We start from the raw sequence: 21,518 nt of genomic DNA, 5'->3' as shown, positions 1-21,518 counted from the left end.
ATCCAGCGCCCCCGGCCATCCATACTGATCTTGATCTCGGCCGCGCGCAGCACACCAGTGAAGGCGTTGCTGGTAAACTGGCTGCCCTGATCGGTCTGAAATGCTAAACCAAACTGCCTTCGGGCCTGATTATCGACCACGTTGCGGTTGGTCCTCGGTCTCTGAAATGCTAAACCAGAATCTTTTTGCGCCGCGCCAACGCCTTCGTTGCGGTTGGTCCTCGGTCTCTGAAATGCTAAACCAGATGTGTTGTTAATTTCCTGATATAAAAGGGATAATCGACACATCTGGTTTCGCTAAAATCGTTCATCGAATCAGAACATCGCAAGCTGATCGGGGTTTTTGCGGGGGCGCTTTCGGCGTTGGCTGGAGAAGCGCACGATATTTTCATACTGCCGATCGGTGAAGGTGAGGATGTGCACATCGCCTTTCTCCGGCAGATTGCGCTCGATTCGCGCCAGATGGGCATCGAAGCTTTCCTTCCCGTTACAAAAGCGGGCGTACACGGAAAACTGACTCATTTCGAACCCTTCGTCGAGCAGGAATTCGCGAAACTTAGTGGCGTCGCGCATCTGTTTCTTCGTCCCTACCGGCAAATCGAACATCACGAAGATCCACATCAATCGATACCCGCTCAGAAAAAGCTGTTCCCTCATATGTCCGGTGATTCCCGATCATCGACCCGCGCGACGATGGACCATTCCATCGGCGTCGGCGGATCGAACAGGGTGAGGGATGGGCGTCCGTTCTCGAAGGCTCGGGCGAGGGACTGCGCCAGTCGCACGGCGACGATCGAAACCGGCGACATCTCATCGCCGACGCGCAGGTCGAATGCAATCAGCCGGGCAAAACGGCGCTTGAGTGATGGATCGAGCCTATCCATCCCCTGATCCACCATGGCAATGACGAGCGCGTCGACCAAAGGGCGGAACGGTTCGATAAGATCGTCTGCCAGGGCAAAGGCATTGCCACGATTGGCATGGTTGATGCCGATCGTGGGGTGCAGCCCTGCGGCGACCACGGCGCGCGCAACGGTCGATCGCATGATTGCATAGCCATAGTTGAGCAGGGCATTGGCACCCGGATTGTCGCGATCCCGGCGAAAGTCCGGCCCCATCAGCAAGGGCCAGTATCGGCGCGCTGCCTGCGCCTCCAGATTGTCCGTATCGCCCGATTTCACGCGTCGCGCGATCAGCGCGAATGCATCGGCGCCGTTTACGCCACGCGCTGCCAGAAGAGCACCCTGCATGGCGATCTTTGCTGATATGATCCGTCGCCATAATTGCTTCGCCAGAGGCTTGGAGGCATTCCATTGCGCGCGCATCCGGGCATTTTGCGCATGATGCCCCTCGATAGGCAGCGTCACCGCGACCGGGGCATGGTTCGTGCCGCAAAAGACGACCGGCGCCCCGCGCTCGGCCAGCGCGGCGACCAGATTGGCGCTCCATGTCGTGCCATGGGCGTGCACGATCACGGCATGGATATCATCGAGCGCGATCCGGCCCACCTCTTCACGGTCCGCCTCCACGATCAGGAAGCCGCGATAGAGCGAAAGATGGCGCCCGTCGGTCGCGATATCGACGATCCGCTCCATCGCGCGTCAGTCGCGAATGCGCGGACCGGGGTCGAGCAGTCGGCCGAGCGGATCGATACGGACCTGCCGGGCCTTTGCCTTCACCACGCTGCGCCCCTGAAGATAAACATATTTGAACGGGTCCCGATCCTGCGACAGCCCGTCCCGTTCTTTCAGATTCCCTGCCTCGTTGACTGCTGCCAGTGTCAGTCGACCCGCGACATTGAAGCCTGCAACCCGCAATATCTCCCGCGGTCCGCCATTGCGCTCCACCGCGATCAGATCATTCTGGCGCAGGTTCAGGATGCGTTTGGCGGCCGGGTGGGGACGGGGATCCTGTCCCGGCCGGTGCGCTTCGAACATCGTCACCACGCGGGTCTTGATGTCGCCATTGGGCAGCCGCCACAATTCCCATCGCGCATTCGCGTCGCCTTTATACGCCTTGTAGGCGCGGCCGCTTGCGTCGCGGATCGGAATGACGTTCAGCGGTTCGCGTATGCGGATGCGGCGTAGCCCCTTGAAGGGACCATCCGTCTTGCTGAATTGTGCCAGCGCCGCTTCGAATGGCTTGCCGGACAGGTCGCGCGTCGCCCGGTACAGTGCATCGCGCAGGGTGACGTCTGGGATGCGATCGGGACTGGTGAAATCGCCCGGCTTCAGGCTGGTGATCGGGATGCGATGGACGACGATCGGCGTCTTGCCGTCGGGCGCGATATCGCCGGTCAAGCCATAGGCGGTATCATTATGCAGCCGCCCCGACGTGACATCATGATGCCGCGATGGTGCGGACTTGCGCCCATGATCCGCCTTGTGGCTGGTGGTGACAGTGCGCAGCGCTTCGCCCAGCTCCTCGCGAAAATTTACCCATGGCTGCGGAATATCCTCGAACAGCCGGTCCAGATCCCTGTCCTTGGCCCGGCCGGCCGCATGGGCGATTTCCTGCAACAGGGATCGGGTGGTCACGGCAACCACGGCGGCATCGATGGTGTGATGCCGGTGATCCAGCCGGTTCTTGGGCGCGTTAGACTGGGCATTTTCGACATAATTATGGTCGGGCAACAGGCTGTTCAGACCCCATTTCCGCCGCAGCATCGCGGTCATTCGGCCGGGGATGACATAGACGCGGCTACCTTCCTCCGTCGAATATAGAGTGCGCAGATATTTGCCCGCCAGCCGTGACAGATATTGGGTGTCGGTCAGTTGCCGGGCCAGAAAGCCGCCATCCTTCTCGACCCTCTGCATCGCATCGGGCCCGAACCGCCATTGTTTGGATCGATGCAGGCGCGCGACCTGTTCGGCAATCTTGTCCCAGCTTTCTTCATCATGTCCCCATTTTTCATAGGGGGTGCGGTTGCCCTTGGTCCGATTGCAATGGCGGTGCGCGACGATCTTGTTGCCTGCGCTGTCGTCCAGCGATCGGGAATAGGGGATGATATGGTCGATGTCAGCCTCGCCGGAGAAGAGCGCCCGCATCCCGATCGGTTCCGCGCAATAGGGGCAACGACGATCCAGGGGATTGCCGGGATTGAGCTCCTCCCATAATTTCAGCAGCGCGCGATTAGCGCCATTATCGATAAAGCCTTCCTGCTCCAGCTTCTGGCCGCGCGCGATGGCGGCAGCGGTATCCTTGCGGATGCGGCGATTATGCTCTTCCTTGTCTTTTTCGTTCAGCTTCAGTTCGCGCGCCAGTTCGACGACGATCTCGTCGGGGCGACCATGGATGGCGATGATCGCATTGATCAGCTTTTGCAGCTGGCGCAGGCCGATATGGACGGTCGGGTTGGTGATCTTGCCCCAATAAAGTTCGGGCTGATCCTCATCCGCCGGGTCGAAGCTGCCCGGCGGAATGTCGCGCGATAATATTTCGCCATAATAGGGTAGTTGCGCCAGCACCTCGCCCGTCCGGTCGTCGCTATGATGCCAGCCGGCATTCTCCACCGCCTTCGCATAGGTGACGACATCCTTGCGCAATTCGTCCAGGATGCGCCGCGTCGCAGTTTCGCCAAGGCGGCCATAGCCTTCGGGCAGCGGTGTTTTGGCGGTGGCCAGCGCCCGTTCTTCGTCCAGTCCGCATTCCCCGGTCAAGAAGGTGTGGAGCGTATCGGGATTTTCCTCCTCGATCAGATGGTCGATAATCTCCCATTGACGCTCGGCCGACAGATGCGCCCAGTCATCGCCGAACCGCTTCTTGTCGGAGAGGACGGCATAGACTTCGTTCCCTGCCAGATCGGTCCGCGTCTCGCTCGCCTTGTTGAAGCTCTCGCCGGGTTGCAGCTTCAGTCGCTTCGCGAGGGACGTAAAGCTGACCTTGCGCTTGCTCCGCAATTCCAGGATCAGCCAGTCGCGCTGTTCGATCGTCAGCTTGCGCGGGGCCTCGCCCGGCGTCGTGATCTCAAGCTGGTTGACCTCTTCATAGAGGCGTCGCTCCTGAAACAGGGGATGCGCCTTGTGCAGCCGCGGTTCGTCGCGCGGCACGCCGCCGCGCCCGGCGAACAGGCACAGGCCTACGACCGGCGCCTTCAACGGCCGCTGGAAGAACAGGATGCGGTGCAGCGCGGCGCGCGCCTCCGACGTCAGCAGGTGCGGATGATGCCGCGCCTGCTCTTCCCAGATGCGGCCGAATTCATGATCGATATGTCGACGTTGCGGATAGAAATCATAGCCTTGCGATTCTCCGTTCAGCCGTACCCGCTTTTCCGATCGCCCGGCCAGAAACTGGCCCAGCGTATCGCTACCCGCGTCTGTCATCGCCTGACGCAGCGCCTTGGCGCCGCTCGCGATCTTGCCGTCCTCGCTGTCCTTCTGCCGCCGTTCCGCCTTGCGGTTGGACAGGAAGCCGCGTCGCTGGTTGAGGTGAAACAGGGCGCGGCCGATCTCATAAGGGGTCAGCATCTGGGTCAGTGCCGCGGCGCGCAGGGCATAGGGGTCGCGTTCGGCCACCAGCCTGGCTTCATCCGCGTTGGCGGGCATCAGTCCATATTGGATCAGTTTGTCCAGAAATGCCGAGCGCCGCCCCAGATAGCGGTCGCGACGCCGCCGCATGGCGCGCGCGTTGCGGCGATCCACCGCCAGCGATGCACCGGTCTTGGGATCGCGTCCATCGCTGAATATCCGAACGCCGGTGGCGATGATCCTGATATTGTCTTCGATCAGGCACCATCCAATGCTGGTGGTGCCAATATCCAGTCCCAGTCTGCGCGCCACTGACTTCCCCCAAACATAAGGAGGCGATGTCGCTGCGAAGCCGCATCGCCTCTGGTCCATCGGTCGCGCAAACGAGCGCGTTGGCGTCAGGTTGTTGCGGTATCGTATCTTTGTCAATCGCTACCTAGCGCATAACAACCATTGTAATCTTGTCATCCCTCCGATGCTGCTCTACGTCGCCATTACTGCATGACATGCGCTAGGTGTTGTGTTTGGCCTGTCTCTGTGATTGTCTTTCTATCAAGCTGGCCGAAAAGAAGAGAATTGCAATTGACATTGCAATCGATCTGGATGATCTTTTGTTTTCAGAGACCGCAGGGCCAACTGTTAACAAGCAGTTTGACTGCACCAAATAAGGGCGAGGCTACGGCCTCGCCTTTTCTGTTTCACACCACCGGCGTCAGCAGCGGCTCGCCGGCGAAATGCGCATCCAGATTGGCGAGGACCAGATCGGCCATCGCCTTGCGGCTGTGGATGGTGGCGCTGCCCTGATGGGGTTGCAGCACGACATGCTCCATCGCGAACAGAGCCTCCGGCACATGCGGTTCGTTGACGAATACGTCGAGGCCCGCGCCGGCGATGCGTCTGTCCGCCAGCGCCGCGACCAGCGCCTCCTCGTCGATCACCCGGCCCCGGCTGATATTGACGATCACGCCATCCGGCCCCAGCGCGTCGAGCATCGCCGCATCGACAAGCTTCGCCGCTTCCGGCCCGCCCGATGTCGCGACGATGATGGCATCGCTCTGCCGGGCGAAGGTGATCGGGTCGGCGACATAGCGGTACGGCGCATCCGCCGCCTCGCGCCGGTTGTGATAGAGGATTTCGCCCGCCACCGGCTCCAGCCGCTTCGCGATGGCGCGGCCGATGCGACCCAGCCCCAATATGCCGATGCGCGATCCCGTCACCCGACCGGACAGAGCGGGCTTCACGCCCCGCGCCCACTCGCCCGCGCGCACCATCCGGTCGTTGGCGGCGATATTGCGCACCGTAGCATAGAGCAGGCCGACGGCAAGGTCGGCGACATCGTCGGTCAGCACATCGGGCGTGTTGGTGACGCTTATGCCCTTTGCGCGGGCATGGTCGACATCGACCTTGTCATAGCCGACCGAAAACAGGCCGATCATCTCCAGCTTCGGCAGCGCGTCCATGATCGCGGCAGACGCGCCGACCGACCCGAAGCTGACGAGCGCGCGGGCCGCCCGCACATCGGCGGGCAGGGCGGACAGGTCGGCGTCGGCCGCCACGGCATGCACGGTGAAGCGGCGTTCCAGTTCCTGCGTCAGATAGGGGTTAAGCGGGCCATAGGCGACGATCGGGGGGAGTGGGTTTTCGGTCATCCGGCCCATCTGGGGATTGCGCCGCCACTGTGCCAGATTGACAGCGCCCCGTCCCGGTCCTAGCCCCGCTCGACTATGGCCAGCGTCCCCATCAGCGAAGACAACCGCTTCGGCCTGCGTCGGCAGGCCCGCCTGGCCGGTCCCCTGCGCCTGTCGAGCGGCGCGCAGCTTGGCCCGGTCGACATCGCCTATGAAACCTATGGGCGGATGAATGCGGACAAATCCAACGTCATCCTGATCTGTCATGCGCTGACCGGCGACCAATATGTGGCGTCGGACCATCCCGTTACCGGCAAGCCGGGTTGGTGGTGGCGGCTGGTGGGCGAAGGCAAGCCGGTCGATCCGGCGCGCCATTTTATCGTCTGTTCCAATGTCATCGGCAGTTGCATGGGGTCGTCCGGTCCCGCCAGCCTCGATCCCGTCACCGGCGATCCGCATGCGATGCGCTTCCCGGTGCTGACCATTGCCGATATGGTGCGGGCGCAGGCGCTGCTGCTTGATCATCTGGGCGTCGATCGCCTGTCGGCCGTCATCGGGGGATCGATGGGCGGGATGCAGGCGCTGACTTGGCCCACTTTGTTCCCCGATCGCGTCGAAAGCTGCGTCGTCATTGCATCGACCGCCCGCCACAGCGCGCAGAATATCGCCTTCCACGAAGTGGGGCGGCAGGCGATCATGGCCGATCCCCACTGGCGCGGCGGGGACTATTATGCCGATGGGCAGGCGCCGATGGCGGGGCTGGCCGTCGCGCGGATGGCGGCGCACATCACTTACCTTTCCGAAGCGGGTCTGACCGAAAAGTTCGGGCGACGCTTGCAGGGGCGCGACGCCAAGACCTTCGGCTTCGACGCGGATTTCCAGGTGGAGAGCTATCTGCGCCATCAGGGGCTGAGCTTCGTCGAGCGGTTCGACGCCAACTCCTATCTCTACATCACCCGCGCGATGGACTATTATGACATTGCGGAGGATCATGGCGGATCGCTGGCCAAGGCGTTCACCGCCACCAGCGCGCGCTTCTGTCTGGTCAGCTTCGATACTGACTGGCTCTATCCCACGGCGGAATCGCGGATCATCGTCCATGCGCTCAACGCATCGGGCGCGCAGGCCAGCTTCGTCGAACTGTCCAGCCCCTTCGGCCATGACGCCTTCCTGCTGGAATGCCCGGAATTGAACCGGGTGGTTGACGGCTTCCTGCGCGGTGGCCGGGCATGAGCGAGACGTTGCGCCCCGACCTCGCTTTGATCGCGCGCACCGTGCGGCAGGGCGCGCGCGTGCTGGATGTCGGCTGCGGCGACGGCGCGCTGATGGCGGCCATGCGCGACAGCAGTCAGGTCGATGCGCGCGGTCTGGAGCTTGACGGGTCGAACGTCGCGGCGGCGGTGGGGCGTGGCCTGTCGGTGGTGCAGGGCGATGCCGACACCGACCTGACCTACTATCCCGACGCCAGTTTCGACTATGCGATATTGAGCCAGACGCTTCAGACCACCCGTCGCCCCGACAAGGTGGTGGAGGAATTGCTGCGGATCGGGCGGCAGGCCTTCGTCTCCTTCCCCAATTTCGCCCATTGGCGCGGGCGGCTGTCGCTGATGTGGGGCGGCCGGATGCCGGTGACGCGGCTGTTGCCCGACACCTGGTATGACACGCTCAACATCCATCATGTGACTGTGGACGATTTCCGCGCGCTGGTGAAGGAACGGGGCTGGACGATCGACGGCCAGTGGTTCCTGAAGGGCGACAAGGAAACCACCCATGCGAACGCCAATCTGTTCGCCGAACATGCGGTGTTTTTGCTGCGGAAATAGCGGTCAGGCCAGCGCCGTCAGTCGCTCGCCCACCATCCGCAACTCCGCCACGAAGCGCGCATGCTCTTCCGCCCGCCGGGCCGCATCGGGCAGGCGCAGCAAATAGCTGGGATGCACCGTGACCCAGCCTTCCGCGCCGTCGGCCAGCGGGATCGGCATGCCGCGCGTCGCTCCGATCGTCACCGCCTTGCCCAGCATCGCCCGCGCCGCACTGGCGCCCAGCGCGACGATCAGACGCGGGCGGACAAGGGCGATCTCCTGACTCAGCCACCAGCGGCAGGCCTCTATCTCGCCCGCATCGGGGGACTGGTGCAGCCGGCGCTTGCCCTGCCGTTCGAATTTGAAATGTTTGACCGCATTGGTGACATAGGCGCGCGACCGGTCGACCCCGGCCTGCACCAGTGCCGTGTCGAACAATTGCCCGGCCGGACCGACAAAGGGGCGCCCGGCCAGATCCTCCTGATCGCCCGGCTGCTCGCCGATGAAGAGGATCGGCGCGTCCAACGGCCCTTCGCCGAATATGGTCTGCGTTGCTGGCCCATGCAGCGGGCAGCGGGTGCAGCCCATGGCGCCTTCGCGCAGGGCCGCCCATGCGGTGGCAATATCATCCGGCCGCCGGGGCGCGACCGAGGTCGTAGCGATCATCGCCGCCTCGCGCGCCTGCGCCCCGGCGATCAGGTCGGGGATCAGCGCCGCTTCGGGCAGGTTGCGCCAATATTTCTTCGGCATTTCGGACAGCATCGCCCCGGTCTTCAGCCGGGCGGGGTTGAAGATGGCGGCATAATAGCCCTTCCACAGCGCCTCGACCGGATCGCCATCGGGCGCGTCGGATCGCTGCGCGCCTGGCCCTTCGTTCAGCGTTGCGCCGTCCCAATGGATGCTGAGGTCCGGCGTCAGGATCGACCAGCGCATCGACGCGAAGCGGCGGACAAAGAAACCGGCATTGTCCCGCACGATATGATGCTCCGGCTCGAACCAGGCGACGAAGCGGGTGTCATCTCCCTCCGCCACCTCGCGGAAGCGCACGAAGGCGCGCATCTTGTGGATATCGCGCCGCACCGCCTTGCCCAGCGCATCGATCCGGCGCAGCAGCGGATCGGCCCGGTCCTCCATCAGTCCGGGGCGATCGCGCAGCCGGTGGAGCAGCGCATAGAGCAAGGCGAAGCGCTCCGGATCTCGATGCAGGATCGCCGTCTGGGCCAGATCGACGAAGGCGCGCGGCACGGAGAACGCAGCCCGCTCCGGTTCAGGCGGCAAAGGATCATGGCCGAACAGGTCGCCCGGCGCATCGCCCACCTGCCAGACCACATCCGCCGGATCGACGCCCGCGACAGCCAGCCGCCGCGCCGCCGCGCGCCAGCCGTCGAAATCGTCCGGCGCGCTTAACGAAACGCGATGCATTATCTCAGGCCCCGTTCGCTTCGAGCGAAGTCGAGAAGCGGTTGGAGCAGCGCCAGCGTGTCTCGACTATGCTCGAAACGAACGGCGACTGCGTTCAGCTTTCCGCCTTCGCTCGCTCCAGTTCCGCCGGCTTGCGCTTGGCGAACAGCTTGCCCAGCTTTTCCTCTTCCGCCGCGCTCAGATCCTTGGCCGCGTCGGGGAACATCTCTTCCTCTTCCTCCTCGATATGGTGGAGGTAGCGCTTCTTCATCTTGTCGAACTCGCGGCGCCAGGCTTCGCCGTTGAACTTCAATTCGCTCAACTCTTCCAGATAATCGTCGATTTCCTTGTGCTCTGACACACTGTGCTGCGCATCCTCGCGCAGGTCCGGGCGGGACAGCATGGTGGCATAGAGCGTCTCTTCCTCGGCGGCGGCATGGGCGCTCACCTCCACCTTGAACTGCTCGAACAGCTTTTCCAGCCGGGCCTCGTCCTTTTCCCGGTCGGCTTCCGCCATCTTGGCGAACAATTGGCGGTGGGCGTCGTGATCCTGCTTCAGACGGTCGAAAATCGTTGCATTGGCCATGGGGGAACCTCCTCGTTCGAGGAAGGACAACGTGGCAAAATGGAATTGGGTCCGGCGCGCGCGCCGAAGAGGGTTTAGCCGAACAGGAAGCGGTAGATGATCGCCACCGGCACCCACAGCAGCGCGCCGACCAGGCTGGCGCCCCAGAGCTGCACCACGTCGCGGCGGAAGCGCAGCGCCATGCCGCCGTCCGACAGGCCACCCTGTTCCAGCATGTGCCAGCGGCGTTCCAGCCCGCGCGCGGCCACGGCATAGCCGCCGATCGCGATGATGATGCCCAGATGCAAGACCAGCGATCCGCCCATCTTGGCGACGATGCCGATCTGGAGCAGGCAGAAGACGACGAGCGCGGCGGCAAGATGGCTGCTGATCCGCTTGGCAAAGCTCTTGCGCGGTTGCGTCCTGCTGCCCAGTGCCGTCGCCAAAACCCGAAACTCCCTATGTGACCGGGAAGCCACGATTTCACGATCGCTCCCACGGATCAACCCAAAAATGGCGCTTATGCGAAGAGATCGAGCTGTTTTGCCGGCGGGGCCAGTCGCGCGCGCAAGTCCGCCCGGTCGGTCATCGCCAGCGGGCGCCAGTCGGCCGCGATCAGGAAGGGCCGCAATTTGCGGATAGAGGTGGTCAGCCGTGCGACATCCTCCAGCCGTAACCGGCCCTGACGGCGGCTCATCAGGATGCGGTCGACCGCCTTCACCCCCAGTCCCGGCACCCGCAACAGCGCCTCGCGCGGGGCGCGGTTGACGTCCACCGGAAAGATCGCCCGATGGTTGAGCGCCCAGGCCAGCTTGGGATCGATATCCAGCGGCAGGCATCCCGTCGCCTGATCGGTCGCCGCCGCAATCTCCCCAGCCTCATAGCCATAGAAGCGCATCATCCAGTCCGACTGGTAGAGGCGATGCTCCCGCATCAGCGGCGGGCGCTTCAACGGCAGCACCGCGCTGGGCGAGGGGATGGGGGAAAAGGCGCTGTAATAGACGCGCCGCAGCCGGTGCCGGTCATAGAGGCTGCTGGCCCGCGCGATGATCGCCCGGTCGTCGGCCGCGTCCGCGCCCACGATCATCTGCGTCGACTGGCCGGCCGGGGCGAAGCGCGGCGCGCTCCTATATTTGCGCCTTGCGTCCTGCCCGTCCTCCATCTCGGCGCGCAGATGCCGCATCGCGCCCTCGATCCGCCCGCCATCCTTCTCCGGCGCCAGCCGCTTGAGGCCGCTTTCGGTCGGCAGTTCGACATTGATCGACAGCCGGTCGGCATGCAGTCCGGCCAGCCGCAGCAGTTCCGGGTCGGCATCGGGGATGGTCTTGAGGTGGATATAGCCGCGAAAATCATGGTCCTGCCGCAGCGACCGGGCGACCTCGACCATCTGTTCCATCGTATAGTCGGACGAGCGGATGATGCCGGAGGAGAGGAACAGCCCCTCGATATAGTTGCGGCGGTAGAAATTGAGGGTGAGGTCGACCACCTCCTGCGCGGTGAAGCGCGCGCGGCGCACATCGCTCGACCGACGGTTGATGCAATAATGGCAGTCGAAGATGCAGCTGTTGGTCAGCAATATCTTCAGCAGCGATATGCAGCGGCCATCGGGCGCATAGGCGTGGCAAATGCCCATCCCTTCCGTCGACCCGATCCCCTTCCCCCCGCGACTGTCCCGCTTCGCCGTGCCCGACGACGCGCAGGAAGCATCATATTTAGCCGCATCTGCCAAGATTTCGAGTTTCTGCCGGGTGGAAAGTTGCGCCATATGTTCCTGATATGTTCGGAATGGCGACTTGTCCATGATCTGGATCAGGACTGCACCAAGGGGGAGGGGATGCTACTCCTGTCCCTTGAGGGTCGGCAGAGTCATGTGCTTCTGGCTGAGATTGCGCAGACTTGGCCGCTTGCTGTGTAGGTTGTTTGATTCCACGGTTTGATGGTGTGACCCTTTTGCAGCAGTGGAAGGACAGGTACGTCACGGGAGGGGCGCGACCACGCACGCCGTCAGAGCAGCAAGACAGAGATAGCAAGCGTCGCTCGCGACGCTGAGCCGAGAACCGGGATCAACCCCAAGACGGTGATGAAGTGGCGTAAGCGGACGGCGGTCGAGGATATCAAGACCGGGTCGAAGGCCCCCTCGTTCAGGGAAGGGGAGCCGCGACTTGGCGGCGCGTAGCGCGGCCAAGTCGCGGCGGGGTGGGGCTTTGTAGATTATCAGTCGCGCAGCAGTTCGTTGATGCCGGTCTTGGACCGGGTCTGGGCGTCGACGCGCTTGACGATCACGGCGCAATAGAGGCTGGGGCCGGGCGTGCCGTCGGGCAGCGGCTTGCCGGGCAGCGAGCCGGGGACGACGACCGAATAAGGCGGCACTTCGCCGATGAAGACTTCGCCCGTCGCGCGGTCCACGATCTTGGTCGACATGCCGATGAACACGCCCATCGACAGCACAGAGCCTTTGCCGATGCGCACGCCTTCGACCACTTCGGAGCGGGCGCCGATGAAGCAGTCATCCTCGATGATGACCGGGTCGGCCTGAAGCGGCTCCAGCACGCCGCCAATGCCGACGCCGCCCGACAGATGGACATTCTTGCCGATCTGGGCGCAACTGCCGACCGTGACCCAGGTATCGACCATCGTGCCTTCATCGACGAACGCGCCGATGTTGACGAAGCTGGGCATCAGGATGACATTCTTCGCGATATGGCTGCCCGCGCGGGCGAAGCTGCCCGGCACGGCGCGGAAACCGGCGGCGCGGAAGGCGGCCTCGTCCCAGCCGGCGAACTTGCTGGGCACCTTGTCCCACCAATGGCCTGCGCCCGGCCCATTGTCGATCATGGCGTTGTCGTTGAGGCGGAAGGAGAGCAGCACGGCCTTCTTCGCCCACTGATTGACCTGCCAGCCGTTTTCGGTCGGCTGCGCGACGCGCAACTCGCCCTTGTCGAGCAGGGCGAGCGCCTGATTGACGGCCGAACGCACGTCGCCCTGGGTCTGGAGATTGACGTTGGCGCGGTCTTCCCACGCGGCGTCGATGGTGGTGATCAGGTCGGTGCTCATGGTTCAGTCCCCAATGATGTCGGCCAGAAATGGCGTCAGATGGTCGGTTTCGAAATCGATGAAATCGGGATGATGGTCATGGTCGCCCGCTTCGGAGCCGTTGTTGACCCATATGGTCGTCATGCCGATCGCCTTGGCCGGGCGCAGATTGCGGGCCATATCCTCGAAAAAGGCGGCGCGGGTCGGATCGATGGCATGGACGCGGCACAGTTGGTCATAGCCCGACGGGTCGGGCTTGGGCACATATTGGCAGGCGTGGATGTCGTGGATCAGCTCGAACGCGCCGATCAGGCCGAGCTTGTCGAGCACGCGGCCGGCATAGGCGGCGTCGCCGTTGGTGAAGATCAGGCGGCGGCCCGGCAGCGCGGCGATGCGGGCGTTGAGATCGGCGTCGACCGTCAGCCGCTCCATCGAAATGTCATGGACATAGTCGAGAAATTCGCGCGGCTCGATCCCATGATGGTGCATCAGCCCCGACAGGGTCGTGCCATGCTCCATGAAATAGCGCTTCTGGGTCTGGCGGGCGATCACCGGATCGCAGCCCAGCAGGCCCTGAATATATTCGCCCATCTTGACGTCGATCAGCGCGAACAGATCCGCCTTCGCCGGATAGAGCGTATTGTCCAGATCGAAGATCCAGCTATCGATATGGGCCATATCCGCGCGCATGGCCGCGCCCTAATCCGGGATGGCCGGTAGGGCAAGGCGGAAGAGGAGGCAGGGAAGGCGCGTGGCCCGCCCCCTCTCCGGCTGCGACCAGGCGGCAAAGCCGCCAAGTCTCGCTGCCCTCTCCCCCGAGGGGAGAGGGGGGTCAGCCGCAGGCCGGTGCTTCGCTGTCCTGATAGAAGGTCTGCACCGCAGCCCAGGCGTCTTCGGCGCTTTCGACCCATGTCAGCAGATTGAGGTCGCTCGGCGCGATCACGCCTTCGTCGGCCAGCGCCTCGAAATCGACCACCCGGTTCCAGAAATCCTTGCCGAACAGCAGGATCGGGATCGGCTTCATCTTGCCGGTCTGGATCAGGGTCAGCAGTTCGAACATTTCATCGAACGTGCCGAAGCCGCCGGGGAAGACGGCCAGAGCGCGGGCGCGCAGCAGGAAGTGCATCTTGCGCAGCGCGAAATAGTGGAACTGGAAACTCAGCTCCGGGGTGACGAAGCGGTTGGGCGCCTGCTCGTGCGGCAGGACGATGTTCATGCCAATGGTGGTCTGGCCGACATCCTGCGCGCCGCGATTGGCGGCTTCCATGATCGAGGGGCCGCCGCCCGAGCAGACGACGAAGTGGCGGCAACCCGCTTCGTTCACCGGATATTGCGCGGCGATGCGGGCGAGTTTGCGGGCTTCTTCATAATAGACCGCCTTCTTGCCCAGATTTTCGGCGATGCGCTTCTGTTGCGGGGTGGTGGCGGCGTCGATCCGCGCCTGCACCTGTTCGGGCTGGGGGATGCGGGCGGAGCCGTAGAAGACGAAGGTCGATTCGATCTTCGCTTCATCCATCAGCAATTGGGGCTTGAGCAGTTCCAGCTGGAAGCGGACGGGGCGCAAATCCTCGCGCAGCAGGAATTCGGCGTCCTGAAAGGCCAGCTTATAGGCTTCACTGCGGGTCTGGGGGGTGCCGGTCTGTTTTGCGGCATCATCGGCCTCTTCGCGGGCCGGGCGGAACTTGCGTTCTTCAATCTCTTTTTTCGTCATTTGCACAAACTTAGTAGCGGACAAGGCCAAAACCAAGTCCGCAATGGCGCCGGGACGGAAATAGGATTGCGCGGGCTTAACTTCGCATATGTACCGCGAATCGTGAAATATTGTTACGGGATTATGATCCTATCGGAAAGTTGCCCTGTGAGTTGGCGATGGTCCGGTCATCGCAAAATCCGGCCATGTAGGACAGCAGGCCCCACCGTCGAACAGGGCATCACGCTTTAAACATGATCCGTTCGCCCTGAGCCTGTCGAAGGGCCTTACTTTTCTGAAACGCCTCAAGAAAAAAGGGGGCTTCGACAGGCTCAGCCCGAACGGAGGTTGGGTGATCCCAATGCAGCGTACGTGGGTCTAGCCACAAAAGCCGCCCCCGTCGCGCTAGCGACAGAACCCTCCGCGGCCGCCCATGTCGAAATGGAAATGGTCGTGATGCGCCGCATTGTAATTGGGGCTGAGGACCGTGTTGAACCGTTTGCAGGCGCTGGCATGGACCACGGCCAGAAACTGGCGGGTCTGCTTGTCGCCATGCCAGTCCTTCTGGATGCTGATGCGGCGACCATCGGACAGGACGAAGGCGGATACGTCGATGGCGTTGCTGTGCGCATGTTCGCTCAGCTTCCCGCTGCCCGCGATCGGCCGGCAATTATAGGTGCCGAACGTTTCGATCTTCTCGATTTCCGCGCCCAGAATCAGGCGGGCGGCGGGCTGCACGCCATAGCGCGCCCAGGCGGCGAAATTGGCGGCAAGGTTGCAGGTCATGGCGCCGGCGCCCGACACGGGGACGCCGATATCGGTCAGCTTGACGCTGCTGATGGCGCTGCATCCGCCGCCGAAATTCCGGTCGGGCAGGGGGGTGAAGCTGACCGATTGCGATTCGAGCTTCGCGAAACATTGGCGGGTTTCCATGGCGGGTTGCGCGGGCGCGCGTATGGGCTTTGACGCCTGCACCACCCGCCCGCGCGGGACCAGATCGCCACCGCATGCACTCAGCATCATTGCGCTCAGCACGGCCAGGGCCGCGCCGCGCAGAAAGCCTGTTTCTGTCACCCGCTCTTCCATGAATCAGATGTTTACCATCGCGAATCTTTACGAAAGTTAACCGCCCTTTTCGCCTCGTCGCATTTCCACAAACGGCTTGACTCTTTTTTCGCGGACATTAGTGCGGCCGACGGGCCACGCGGTCCCAACGCCGCGCGTGCTCTCTGTAAGGAGAAGCATTACATGACTGATTTGACTGCCGTTGACGCCACCCTTGCGCCTGCCGCAAAGCCCGTAAGCCGTCCGGCCCGCCCCTTTTTCTCTTCCGGTCCCTGCGCCAAGCCTCCGGGCTGGGATGCCGCCAAGCTGGCCACAGAGTCGCTCGGTCGTTCGCATCGCGCCAAGATCGGCAAGACCCGCCTTGCCTACAGCATCGACCTGATGCGCGAGCTGCTGAACCTGCCCGACACGCACCGCATCGGCATCGTCCCCGGTTCCGACACCGGCGCTTTCGAAATGGCGATGTGGACGATGCTGGGCGCCCGCCCGGTGACGACGCTGGCCTGGGAAAGCTTCGGCGAAGGCTGGGTGACGGATGCCGCCAAGCAGTTGAAGCTGGACCCCACAGTCATTCGCGCCGATTATGGCCAGCTGCCCGACCTGACGACCGTCGATTTCAGCAACGATGTGCTGTTCACCTGGAACGGCACGACTTCGGGCGTGCGCGTGCCCAATGCGGACTGGATTCCGGCGGATCGCGAGGGCCTGACCTTCGCCGACGCGACCAGCGCGGTGTTCGCCTATGACATCGACTGGGCGAAGATCGACGTCGCCACTTTCTCCTGGCAGAAGGTGCTGGGCGGTGAAGGCGGCCATGGCGTGCTGATCCTCGGCCCCCGCGCTGTCGAGCGTCTGGAAACCCACACCCCGGCATGGCCGCTGCCCAAGGTATTCCGCCTGATGGCGAAGGGCAAACTGGCCGAAGGCGTGTTCAAGGGCGAAACCATCAACACGCCGTCCATGCTGGCCGTGGAAGATGCGATCTTCGCGCTGGAATGGGGCAAGTCGCTGGGCGGTTCGGCCGGCCTGATCGCGCGCAGCGATGCCAATGCGGCCGCGCTGGGCAAGATCGTCGCGGAACGGGATTGGTTGGGCCATCTCGCCGTCGATGAGGCTTCGCGGTCGAAGACCAGCGTCTGCCTGACGGTGGAAGGCGCGGACGAAGCCTTCATCAAGGCCTTTGCCGCTCTCCTCGAAAAGGAAGGCGCTGCCTATGACGTCGCGGGTTATCGCGACGCTCCGGCTGGCCTGCGCATCTGGTGCGGCGCGACCGTCGAAACGGCGGATATCGAAGCGCTCGGTCCGTGGCTCGACTGGGCCTATGCGACCGTCAAGGCTGCTTAACTCTCTTTAAGTCGTCATTCCCGCGAAAGCGGGAACCTATCTCCCGACCGTCCCGCTTGACGCTTCTTATGGGAGATGGGTCCCCGCCTTCGCGGGGATGACGGGACTATTTTCCGAAGGAAATACAGATGCCCAAGGTACTTATCAGCGACAAGATGGACCCCCGCGCCGCTGCGATCTTCAAGGAGCGCGGCGTCGAGGTCGACGTCATCACCGGCAAGACCCCCGAAGAACTGATCGCCATCATCGGTGACTATGATGGCCTTGCCATCCGAAGCTCGACCAAAGTCACCAAGGAAATCCTGGACGCCGCGACCAATTTGAAGGTCATCGGCCGCGCCGGTATCGGCGTCGACAATGTCGACATCCCTTATGCCTCGTCCAAGGGCGTGATCGTGATGAACACGCCGTTCGGCAACAGCATCACCACGGCTGAACATGCCATCGCGCTGATGTTCGCGCTCGCCCGCCAATTGCCCGAAGCCAATGCCCAGACGCAGCAGGGCCTGTGGCCCAAAAATGGCTTCATGGGCGTGGAAGTGACCGGCAAGACGCTGGGCCTGATCGGCGCCGGTAACATCGGTTCGATCGTCGCCACTCGCGCGCTGGGCCTCAAGATGAAGGTCGTCGCTTTCGATCCCTTCCTGACGCCGGAACGCGCGATCGAAATGGGCGTGGAAAAGGCCGATCTGGATACGCTGCTGGCCAAGGCCGACTTCATCACGCTGCACACGCCGCTGACCGACCAGACGCGCAATATCCTGTCGAAGGAAAATCTGGCCAAGACCAAGAAGGGCGTGCGCATCATCAACTGTGCGCGTGGCGGCCTGATCGACGAAGCGGCGCTGAAGGAAGCGCTGGATTCGGGTCAAGTTGCGGGCGCCGCGCTCGACGTGTTCCAGACCGAGCCGGCCAAGGACTCGCCGCTGTTCGGTACGCCCAACTTCATCTGCACCCCGCATCTGGGCGCGTCGACCGACGAAGCGCAGGTCAATGTGGCGTTGCAGGTCGCCGATCAGCTGTCCGACTATCTGCTCGACGGCGGCATCACCAATGCGCTGAACGTGCCGTCGCTGTCGGCCGAGGAAGCGCCCAAGCTGAAGCCCTATATGGCGCTAGCGGAAAAGCTGGGTTCGCTGGTCGGTCAGCTGGAAGGCGACGCGATCACCGGCGTAGCGGTGGAAGTCGAGGGTCATGCCGCCGAGCTGAACCAGAAGCCAATCACTGCCGCCGTTCTGGCCGGGCTGATGCGCGTCTATTCGGACACGGTGAACATGGTCAACGCGCCCTTCCTGGCGAAGGAGCGCGGCCTTGACGTGCGCGAAGTGCGTCATGACCGCGAAGGCGACTATCAGACGCTGGTGCGCGTCACCGTGTCGACCGTCAATGGCGACAAGTCGGTGGCGGGTACGCTGTTCGGTCACGCTCAGCCGCGTCTGGTCGAACTGTTCGGCATCAAGGTGGAAGCCGATCTGGATGGCACCATGCTCTACATCGTCAATCAGGATGCGCCGGGCTTCATCGGTCGTCTGGGGTCGAAGCTGGGCGAGGCCGAAGTCAATATCGGCACCTTCCATCTGGGCCGTCGCGATCAGGGCGGTGAAGCCGTGCTGCTGCTGTCGGTCGACGGCACCGTCACCGAACCGCTGCGCTGGGAAATCTGCAACCTGACCGGCGTCAAGACGGTGAAGCTGCTGCGCTTCGCCTAAGCTGCCCGAAAAGCCCTCTCCCCGTCGGGGAGAGGGTTGGGGATGGCCTAACCCCAAAATTCCGCTAAAGGGCCTGTCCCATGACCATGATCCCGCCCGGCCTTCTTCCCGAAGGATTATCCGACCGCCTGCCGCCGCAGGCCGAAGCTTCTGCGCGTCTGGCGCGCCGCGTGCTGGATACGGTGGCGACCCATGGCTATGAACGGGTCATGCCGCCGCTCGCGGAATTTGAGGATACGCTGACCCAGCGGCTCAAGTCCATGCGCGCGCAGGATCTGGTGCGCGTGGTCGATCCGGTGTCGCAGCGTACTTTGGCCTTTCGTCCGGACATGACGGCGCAGGTCGGGCGCATCGCCGCCACCCGCCTGCGCACCGCGCCGCGCCCGCTGCGCCTGTCCTATGCCGGGCCGGTTATTCGCCAGAAGGCGAGCCAGCTGCGCCCCGAGCGGGAGAAGATGCAGCTTGGCGCCGAACTGATCGGTAGCGATAGCGCCGCCGCCGCAGTCGAGATCGTGAATATCGCGATCGAGGCGTTGCAGGCCGCCGGCGTGACCGGCATCACCATCGACTTTACTTTGCCCGACCTGATCGACGCGCTGGCTGCCGGGCCGCTGCCGCTCGCGCCCAATGAGGTGGAGGCTGTGCGCACCGAACTGGACGCCAAGGATGCCGGCGCGCTGGTGGCGATCAGCCCGGCGGCGGCGGCCTATCTGCCGCTGATCGAGGCGACCGGCCCCTTCCATGCGGCGATGGAGCGGCTGGAAGCGTTCAGCGCCAGCATCGGCGGCGCGATCGACAGCCGCATTGCGGGCCTGCGCGCTGTTGCGAAACCGATCGGATGGGACATTACCCTGACGCTCGATCCGACCGAGCGGCATGGCTTTGAATTCCAGAACTGGTTCGGCTTCTCCATCTTTGCCGAGGGGTTCATTGGCGAGATCGGCCGTGGCGGCAGCTATGCCATCGCGCGGGCCGACGGCGCGGACGAACCGGCCATGGGCTTCTCGCTCTATCCCGATCCGCTGATCGATGCGGGCTTTGGTGGCGACAGTCCCAAGCGGCTGTTCCTGCCGCTGGGCGCCGATGCCGCGCGTGCCGCGGAGTTGCGGGCGGAAGGATGGCATACGGTTGCGGCCTTGTCCGAAGGTGAAGATGGCGCGGCCCAGCGCTGTTCGCACTGGCTGGATGGCGCGGAGCCGCGCGCTTACTGATCCCGGTTCAGCGTTCGGCCAGTTGACGGCGGATGGGTGGCACCGTGGCGCAGGCGGGGCTGCCGTCCTTGCCGGTGCCGTTCACCGTTATTTCGATGATTCCTTGCGTCTCGATCGCGCGCGCCAGCAGCGCCGCGTCCAGATCGTGAATGTCGATCTTCATCCGGCGCGACCAGTCTGAGGCCGGATCGCCGGCAAGCTGGCCGATGCGGATATAGAGGAAGCGCCGGACCGGTCCTTCGCGACGGACCTGATCGCCGATAAATTTCGGGCCGGGCGCGATGCGGATCGGCAGGTCGAAGGACAGCGGTTCGCCGGTCTGCGACGTCTTCGGATCGAGTGGCTGATCATCCTTCGCTTGCAGGCTGTGGCGCACGCCGATCACCGGCTGTTCGATGATGATGCGCAAGGTGATTGCGATCTGGTCTGCCTTCGCCATGCATTTTTTGTAGCCCGCGCGGCGCGTGAAAGCGAGGGGGCTAACCCAGAAGCTGCTTCAGCCATATATCCACGATGCCCGTTCCCGGATAAGCGGGATCGCCCATCGATCGGTTGATCTGCATATGGCCACGCAGGCCGCGCCCTCCCAGTGCTTGGAGCTCGACCGGGGTGCCGGCTTGCTTCAGCGCGGCGGCGAGGGCGTTGGACTGGGCGGTGCCGTCCGTCCGGTCGACATGCAGGATCAGGAAGGCAGGGGCATTGGGTTTTGCCGCCTGTAGCGTTGGCGACAGCGATTTTTGGCGGGCGGGATCGGTGCCGAAGGCCTGTTGATAAGTATCGGCCATGGCGCGGCCGCCCTCCTGCATCTGCCGGGCGACATCATAGGCGGCGCCGTCGAGCGGGATGACGCCCTTCACTGCATCGGGCTGTAAGCCGGCCTTCGCGAAATAGCGCATGTCGGTGCCCACCAGCGCGACGAGATGCGCGCCGGCGCTATGACCCATCAGGACGATCCGGCCGGGGTCGAAGCCCAGCGCTCCGGCCTTGCCGCGCAGATAGGCGATCGCGTCCGCCACATCCTGCGCCTGCTGCTCGACCGTGGCGTGGGGCACCAGCCGATAGTTGATCGATGCGAAGGCATAGCCAAGGCCGGTATAATGATCGACCTTGGTCGCGCCGGTTGCGTTATCCTTGTCGCCGCGCTTCCAGCCGCCGCCATGGACGAAGAGGAGGAGCGGCGGCTTCGCGCCCTTGCCCGGCCAATAGTCCAGTGTCTGGAGTGCATCCTTGCCATAGGCCATGGCTTGCCCGCCCGGTGCGCTTTGTTGCCCTTCGGCCAGACGCGCGCGCCAGCGTTCGCGCAGCGTCTGCGCGTCGGCGGCGCTGGCCGTCAGCAGCGCCGGGATCAGGAACAGGGAAAGTCGTTCACGCATCATCTTCTTCCTCATGCCTGCCCCCGCGCCTATGATCGTTGGGCGGCAAGCGGTCGTAAAGCGGCTGTGCTGTATCAAAGTGTAATGGCCCTCCCGCCTTGACGCGCCGCGCCCGTGCGGGTAACGCGCGCCCCGTATAGGGTGCCCATGACTGTTGTCGGCGCGCCCATCCTATCCCACCGGCATGCCGAGTCCCGTCGAAGGGCATGGCCGGTCCGCGCGGCGGGCGGAG

At 63.6% G+C, this 21,518-nt stretch carries 19 protein-coding genes; 5 read left to right on the top strand and 14 right to left on the bottom strand.

Features of this window, described 5'->3' with window-relative positions:
• Positions 1–314: 314 nt before the first annotated feature.
• The 4 genes from cas2 to BMX92_RS12750 form a co-directional block, all read right to left on the bottom strand.
• Complete coding sequence (cas2, locus tag BMX92_RS12765) at positions 315–656, bottom strand: CRISPR-associated endonuclease Cas2 (RefSeq protein WP_218145782.1); 342 nt, start codon at positions 654–656, stop codon at positions 315–317.
• Complete coding sequence (gene cas1 / locus BMX92_RS12760; protein ID WP_093016986.1) at positions 653–1,594, bottom strand: type II CRISPR-associated endonuclease Cas1; 942 nt, start codon at positions 1,592–1,594, stop codon at positions 653–655. The genes cas2 and cas1 overlap by 4 nt, the downstream gene beginning before the upstream one ends.
• A gap of 6 nt (positions 1,595–1,600) precedes the next feature.
• Complete coding sequence (gene cas9 / locus BMX92_RS12755; protein WP_256213413.1) at positions 1,601–4,777, bottom strand: type II CRISPR RNA-guided endonuclease Cas9; 3,177 nt, start codon at positions 4,775–4,777, stop codon at positions 1,601–1,603.
• A gap of 386 nt (positions 4,778–5,163) precedes the next feature.
• Positions 5,164–6,123 carry a 2-hydroxyacid dehydrogenase gene (locus tag BMX92_RS12750; protein WP_093016982.1) on the bottom strand — a complete coding sequence of 320 codons (960 nt, stop codon included), beginning with the start codon at positions 6,121–6,123 and terminating at the stop codon, positions 5,164–5,166.
• A gap of 66 nt (positions 6,124–6,189) precedes the next feature.
• Between BMX92_RS12750 and BMX92_RS12745 the strand changes: the two genes are divergently transcribed.
• Positions 6,190–7,326 carry a homoserine O-acetyltransferase MetX gene (locus BMX92_RS12745; protein WP_093016980.1) on the top strand — a complete coding sequence of 379 codons (1,137 nt, stop codon included), beginning with the start codon at positions 6,190–6,192 and terminating at the stop codon, positions 7,324–7,326.
• Entirely contained in the window at positions 7,323–7,916 is a 594-nt protein-coding gene (gene metW, locus BMX92_RS12740; protein WP_093016978.1) for a methionine biosynthesis protein MetW, read from the top strand. The genes BMX92_RS12745 and metW overlap by 4 nt, the downstream gene beginning before the upstream one ends.
• A gap of 3 nt (positions 7,917–7,919) precedes the next feature.
• On the opposite strand, the gene BMX92_RS12735 is transcribed toward metW, so the two are convergent.
• From BMX92_RS12735 to BMX92_RS12695, 8 genes are all read right to left on the bottom strand, one after another.
• Complete coding sequence (locus BMX92_RS12735; protein ID WP_093016976.1) at positions 7,920–9,317, bottom strand: UdgX family uracil-DNA binding protein; 1,398 nt, start codon at positions 9,315–9,317, stop codon at positions 7,920–7,922.
• A 94-nt stretch (positions 9,318–9,411) separates the two neighbouring features.
• Positions 9,412–9,882, bottom strand: a complete 471-nt coding sequence (locus BMX92_RS12730; protein WP_093016974.1) for a hemerythrin domain-containing protein — start codon at positions 9,880–9,882, stop codon at positions 9,412–9,414.
• Between the two features lie 74 nt (positions 9,883–9,956).
• Complete coding sequence (locus tag BMX92_RS12725) at positions 9,957–10,307, bottom strand: hypothetical protein (RefSeq protein WP_093016972.1); 351 nt, start codon at positions 10,305–10,307, stop codon at positions 9,957–9,959.
• Between the two features lie 74 nt (positions 10,308–10,381).
• A complete protein-coding gene (locus BMX92_RS12720) occupies positions 10,382–11,626 on the bottom strand; it encodes a putative DNA modification/repair radical SAM protein (protein WP_093016970.1) in 1,245 nt (414 codons plus the stop codon).
• A gap of 449 nt (positions 11,627–12,075) precedes the next feature.
• On the bottom strand, positions 12,076–12,915 hold the full coding sequence (gene dapD, locus BMX92_RS12710; RefSeq protein WP_093016968.1) for a 2,3,4,5-tetrahydropyridine-2,6-dicarboxylate N-succinyltransferase: 840 nt from the start codon (positions 12,913–12,915) through the stop codon (positions 12,076–12,078).
• 3 nt (positions 12,916–12,918) lie between these two features.
• A complete protein-coding gene (locus BMX92_RS12705) occupies positions 12,919–13,584 on the bottom strand; it encodes a pyrimidine 5'-nucleotidase (protein WP_093016966.1) in 666 nt (221 codons plus the stop codon).
• A 142-nt stretch (positions 13,585–13,726) separates the two neighbouring features.
• On the bottom strand, positions 13,727–14,605 hold the full coding sequence (locus BMX92_RS12700) for an LOG family protein (RefSeq protein ID WP_093016964.1): 879 nt from the start codon (positions 14,603–14,605) through the stop codon (positions 13,727–13,729).
• 384 nt (positions 14,606–14,989) lie between these two features.
• Entirely contained in the window at positions 14,990–15,670 is a 681-nt protein-coding gene (locus BMX92_RS12695; RefSeq protein WP_093016962.1) for an extensin-like domain-containing protein, read from the bottom strand.
• Positions 15,671–15,832: 162 nt separating this feature from the next.
• On the opposite strand from BMX92_RS12695, the gene BMX92_RS12690 reads away from it, so the two are divergent.
• The 3 genes from BMX92_RS12690 (at position 15,833) to BMX92_RS12680 (ending at position 19,913) form a co-directional block, all read left to right on the top strand.
• On the top strand, positions 15,833–16,993 hold the full coding sequence (locus BMX92_RS12690; protein WP_093016960.1) for a phosphoserine transaminase: 1,161 nt from the start codon (positions 15,833–15,835) through the stop codon (positions 16,991–16,993).
• 128 nt (positions 16,994–17,121) lie between these two features.
• The gene (gene serA, locus BMX92_RS12685) at positions 17,122–18,702 is read left to right on the top strand and encodes a phosphoglycerate dehydrogenase (RefSeq protein WP_093016958.1); all 1,581 of its coding nucleotides are present in this window, start codon (positions 17,122–17,124) and stop codon (positions 18,700–18,702) included.
• A gap of 80 nt (positions 18,703–18,782) precedes the next feature.
• Complete coding sequence (locus BMX92_RS12680; protein ID WP_093016956.1) at positions 18,783–19,913, top strand: ATP phosphoribosyltransferase regulatory subunit; 1,131 nt, start codon at positions 18,783–18,785, stop codon at positions 19,911–19,913.
• Positions 19,914–19,920: 7 nt separating this feature from the next.
• On the opposite strand, the gene BMX92_RS12675 is transcribed toward BMX92_RS12680, so the two are convergent.
• Together BMX92_RS12675 and BMX92_RS12670 are read right to left on the bottom strand one after the other, a co-directional pair.
• Entirely contained in the window at positions 19,921–20,352 is a 432-nt protein-coding gene (locus BMX92_RS12675) for a DUF5990 family protein (protein ID WP_093016954.1), read from the bottom strand.
• Between the two features lie 40 nt (positions 20,353–20,392).
• Positions 20,393–21,286, bottom strand: a complete 894-nt coding sequence (locus BMX92_RS12670; protein WP_093017028.1) for an alpha/beta hydrolase — start codon at positions 21,284–21,286, stop codon at positions 20,393–20,395.
• Between the last annotated feature and the right edge of the window lie 232 nt (positions 21,287–21,518).

The organism is Sphingobium sp. YR768, from assembly GCF_900111125.1.
Taxonomy (GTDB): Bacteria; Pseudomonadota; Alphaproteobacteria; order Sphingomonadales; family Sphingomonadaceae; genus Sphingobium.
The sequence above is the reverse complement of the archived record's forward strand: the minus strand, read 5'-3'. Positions and strand labels throughout refer to the sequence as shown.

Coding starts and splice junctions, on each gene's coding strand:
- cas2 (WP_218145782.1), bottom strand. CDS start 656: ATGAGGGAACAGCTTTTTCTGAGCGGGTATCGATTGATGTGGATCTTC.
- cas1 (WP_093016986.1), bottom strand. CDS start 1,594: ATGGAGCGGATCGTCGATATCGCGACCGACGGGCGCCATCTTTCGCTC.
- BMX92_RS12750 (WP_093016982.1), bottom strand. CDS start 6,123: ATGGGCCGGATGACCGAAAACCCACTCCCCCCGATCGTCGCCTATGGC.
- BMX92_RS12745 (WP_093016980.1), top strand. CDS start 6,190: ATGGCCAGCGTCCCCATCAGCGAAGACAACCGCTTCGGCCTGCGTCGG.
- metW (WP_093016978.1), top strand. CDS start 7,323: ATGAGCGAGACGTTGCGCCCCGACCTCGCTTTGATCGCGCGCACCGTG.
- BMX92_RS12735 (WP_093016976.1), bottom strand. CDS start 9,317: ATGCATCGCGTTTCGTTAAGCGCGCCGGACGATTTCGACGGCTGGCGC.
- BMX92_RS12730 (WP_093016974.1), bottom strand. CDS start 9,882: ATGGCCAATGCAACGATTTTCGACCGTCTGAAGCAGGATCACGACGCC.
- BMX92_RS12720 (WP_093016970.1), bottom strand. CDS start 11,626: ATGGCGCAACTTTCCACCCGGCAGAAACTCGAAATCTTGGCAGATGCG.
- dapD (WP_093016968.1), bottom strand. CDS start 12,915: ATGAGCACCGACCTGATCACCACCATCGACGCCGCGTGGGAAGACCGC.
- BMX92_RS12705 (WP_093016966.1), bottom strand. CDS start 13,584: ATGCGCGCGGATATGGCCCATATCGATAGCTGGATCTTCGATCTGGAC.
- BMX92_RS12700 (WP_093016964.1), bottom strand. CDS start 14,605: ATGACGAAAAAAGAGATTGAAGAACGCAAGTTCCGCCCGGCCCGCGAA.
- BMX92_RS12695 (WP_093016962.1), bottom strand. CDS start 15,670: ATGGAAGAGCGGGTGACAGAAACAGGCTTTCTGCGCGGCGCGGCCCTG.
- BMX92_RS12690 (WP_093016960.1), top strand. CDS start 15,833: ATGACTGATTTGACTGCCGTTGACGCCACCCTTGCGCCTGCCGCAAAG.
- serA (WP_093016958.1), top strand. CDS start 17,122: ATGCCCAAGGTACTTATCAGCGACAAGATGGACCCCCGCGCCGCTGCG.
- BMX92_RS12680 (WP_093016956.1), top strand. CDS start 18,783: ATGACCATGATCCCGCCCGGCCTTCTTCCCGAAGGATTATCCGACCGC.
- BMX92_RS12675 (WP_093016954.1), bottom strand. CDS start 20,352: ATGGCGAAGGCAGACCAGATCGCAATCACCTTGCGCATCATCATCGAA.
- BMX92_RS12670 (WP_093017028.1), bottom strand. CDS start 21,286: ATGCGTGAACGACTTTCCCTGTTCCTGATCCCGGCGCTGCTGACGGCC.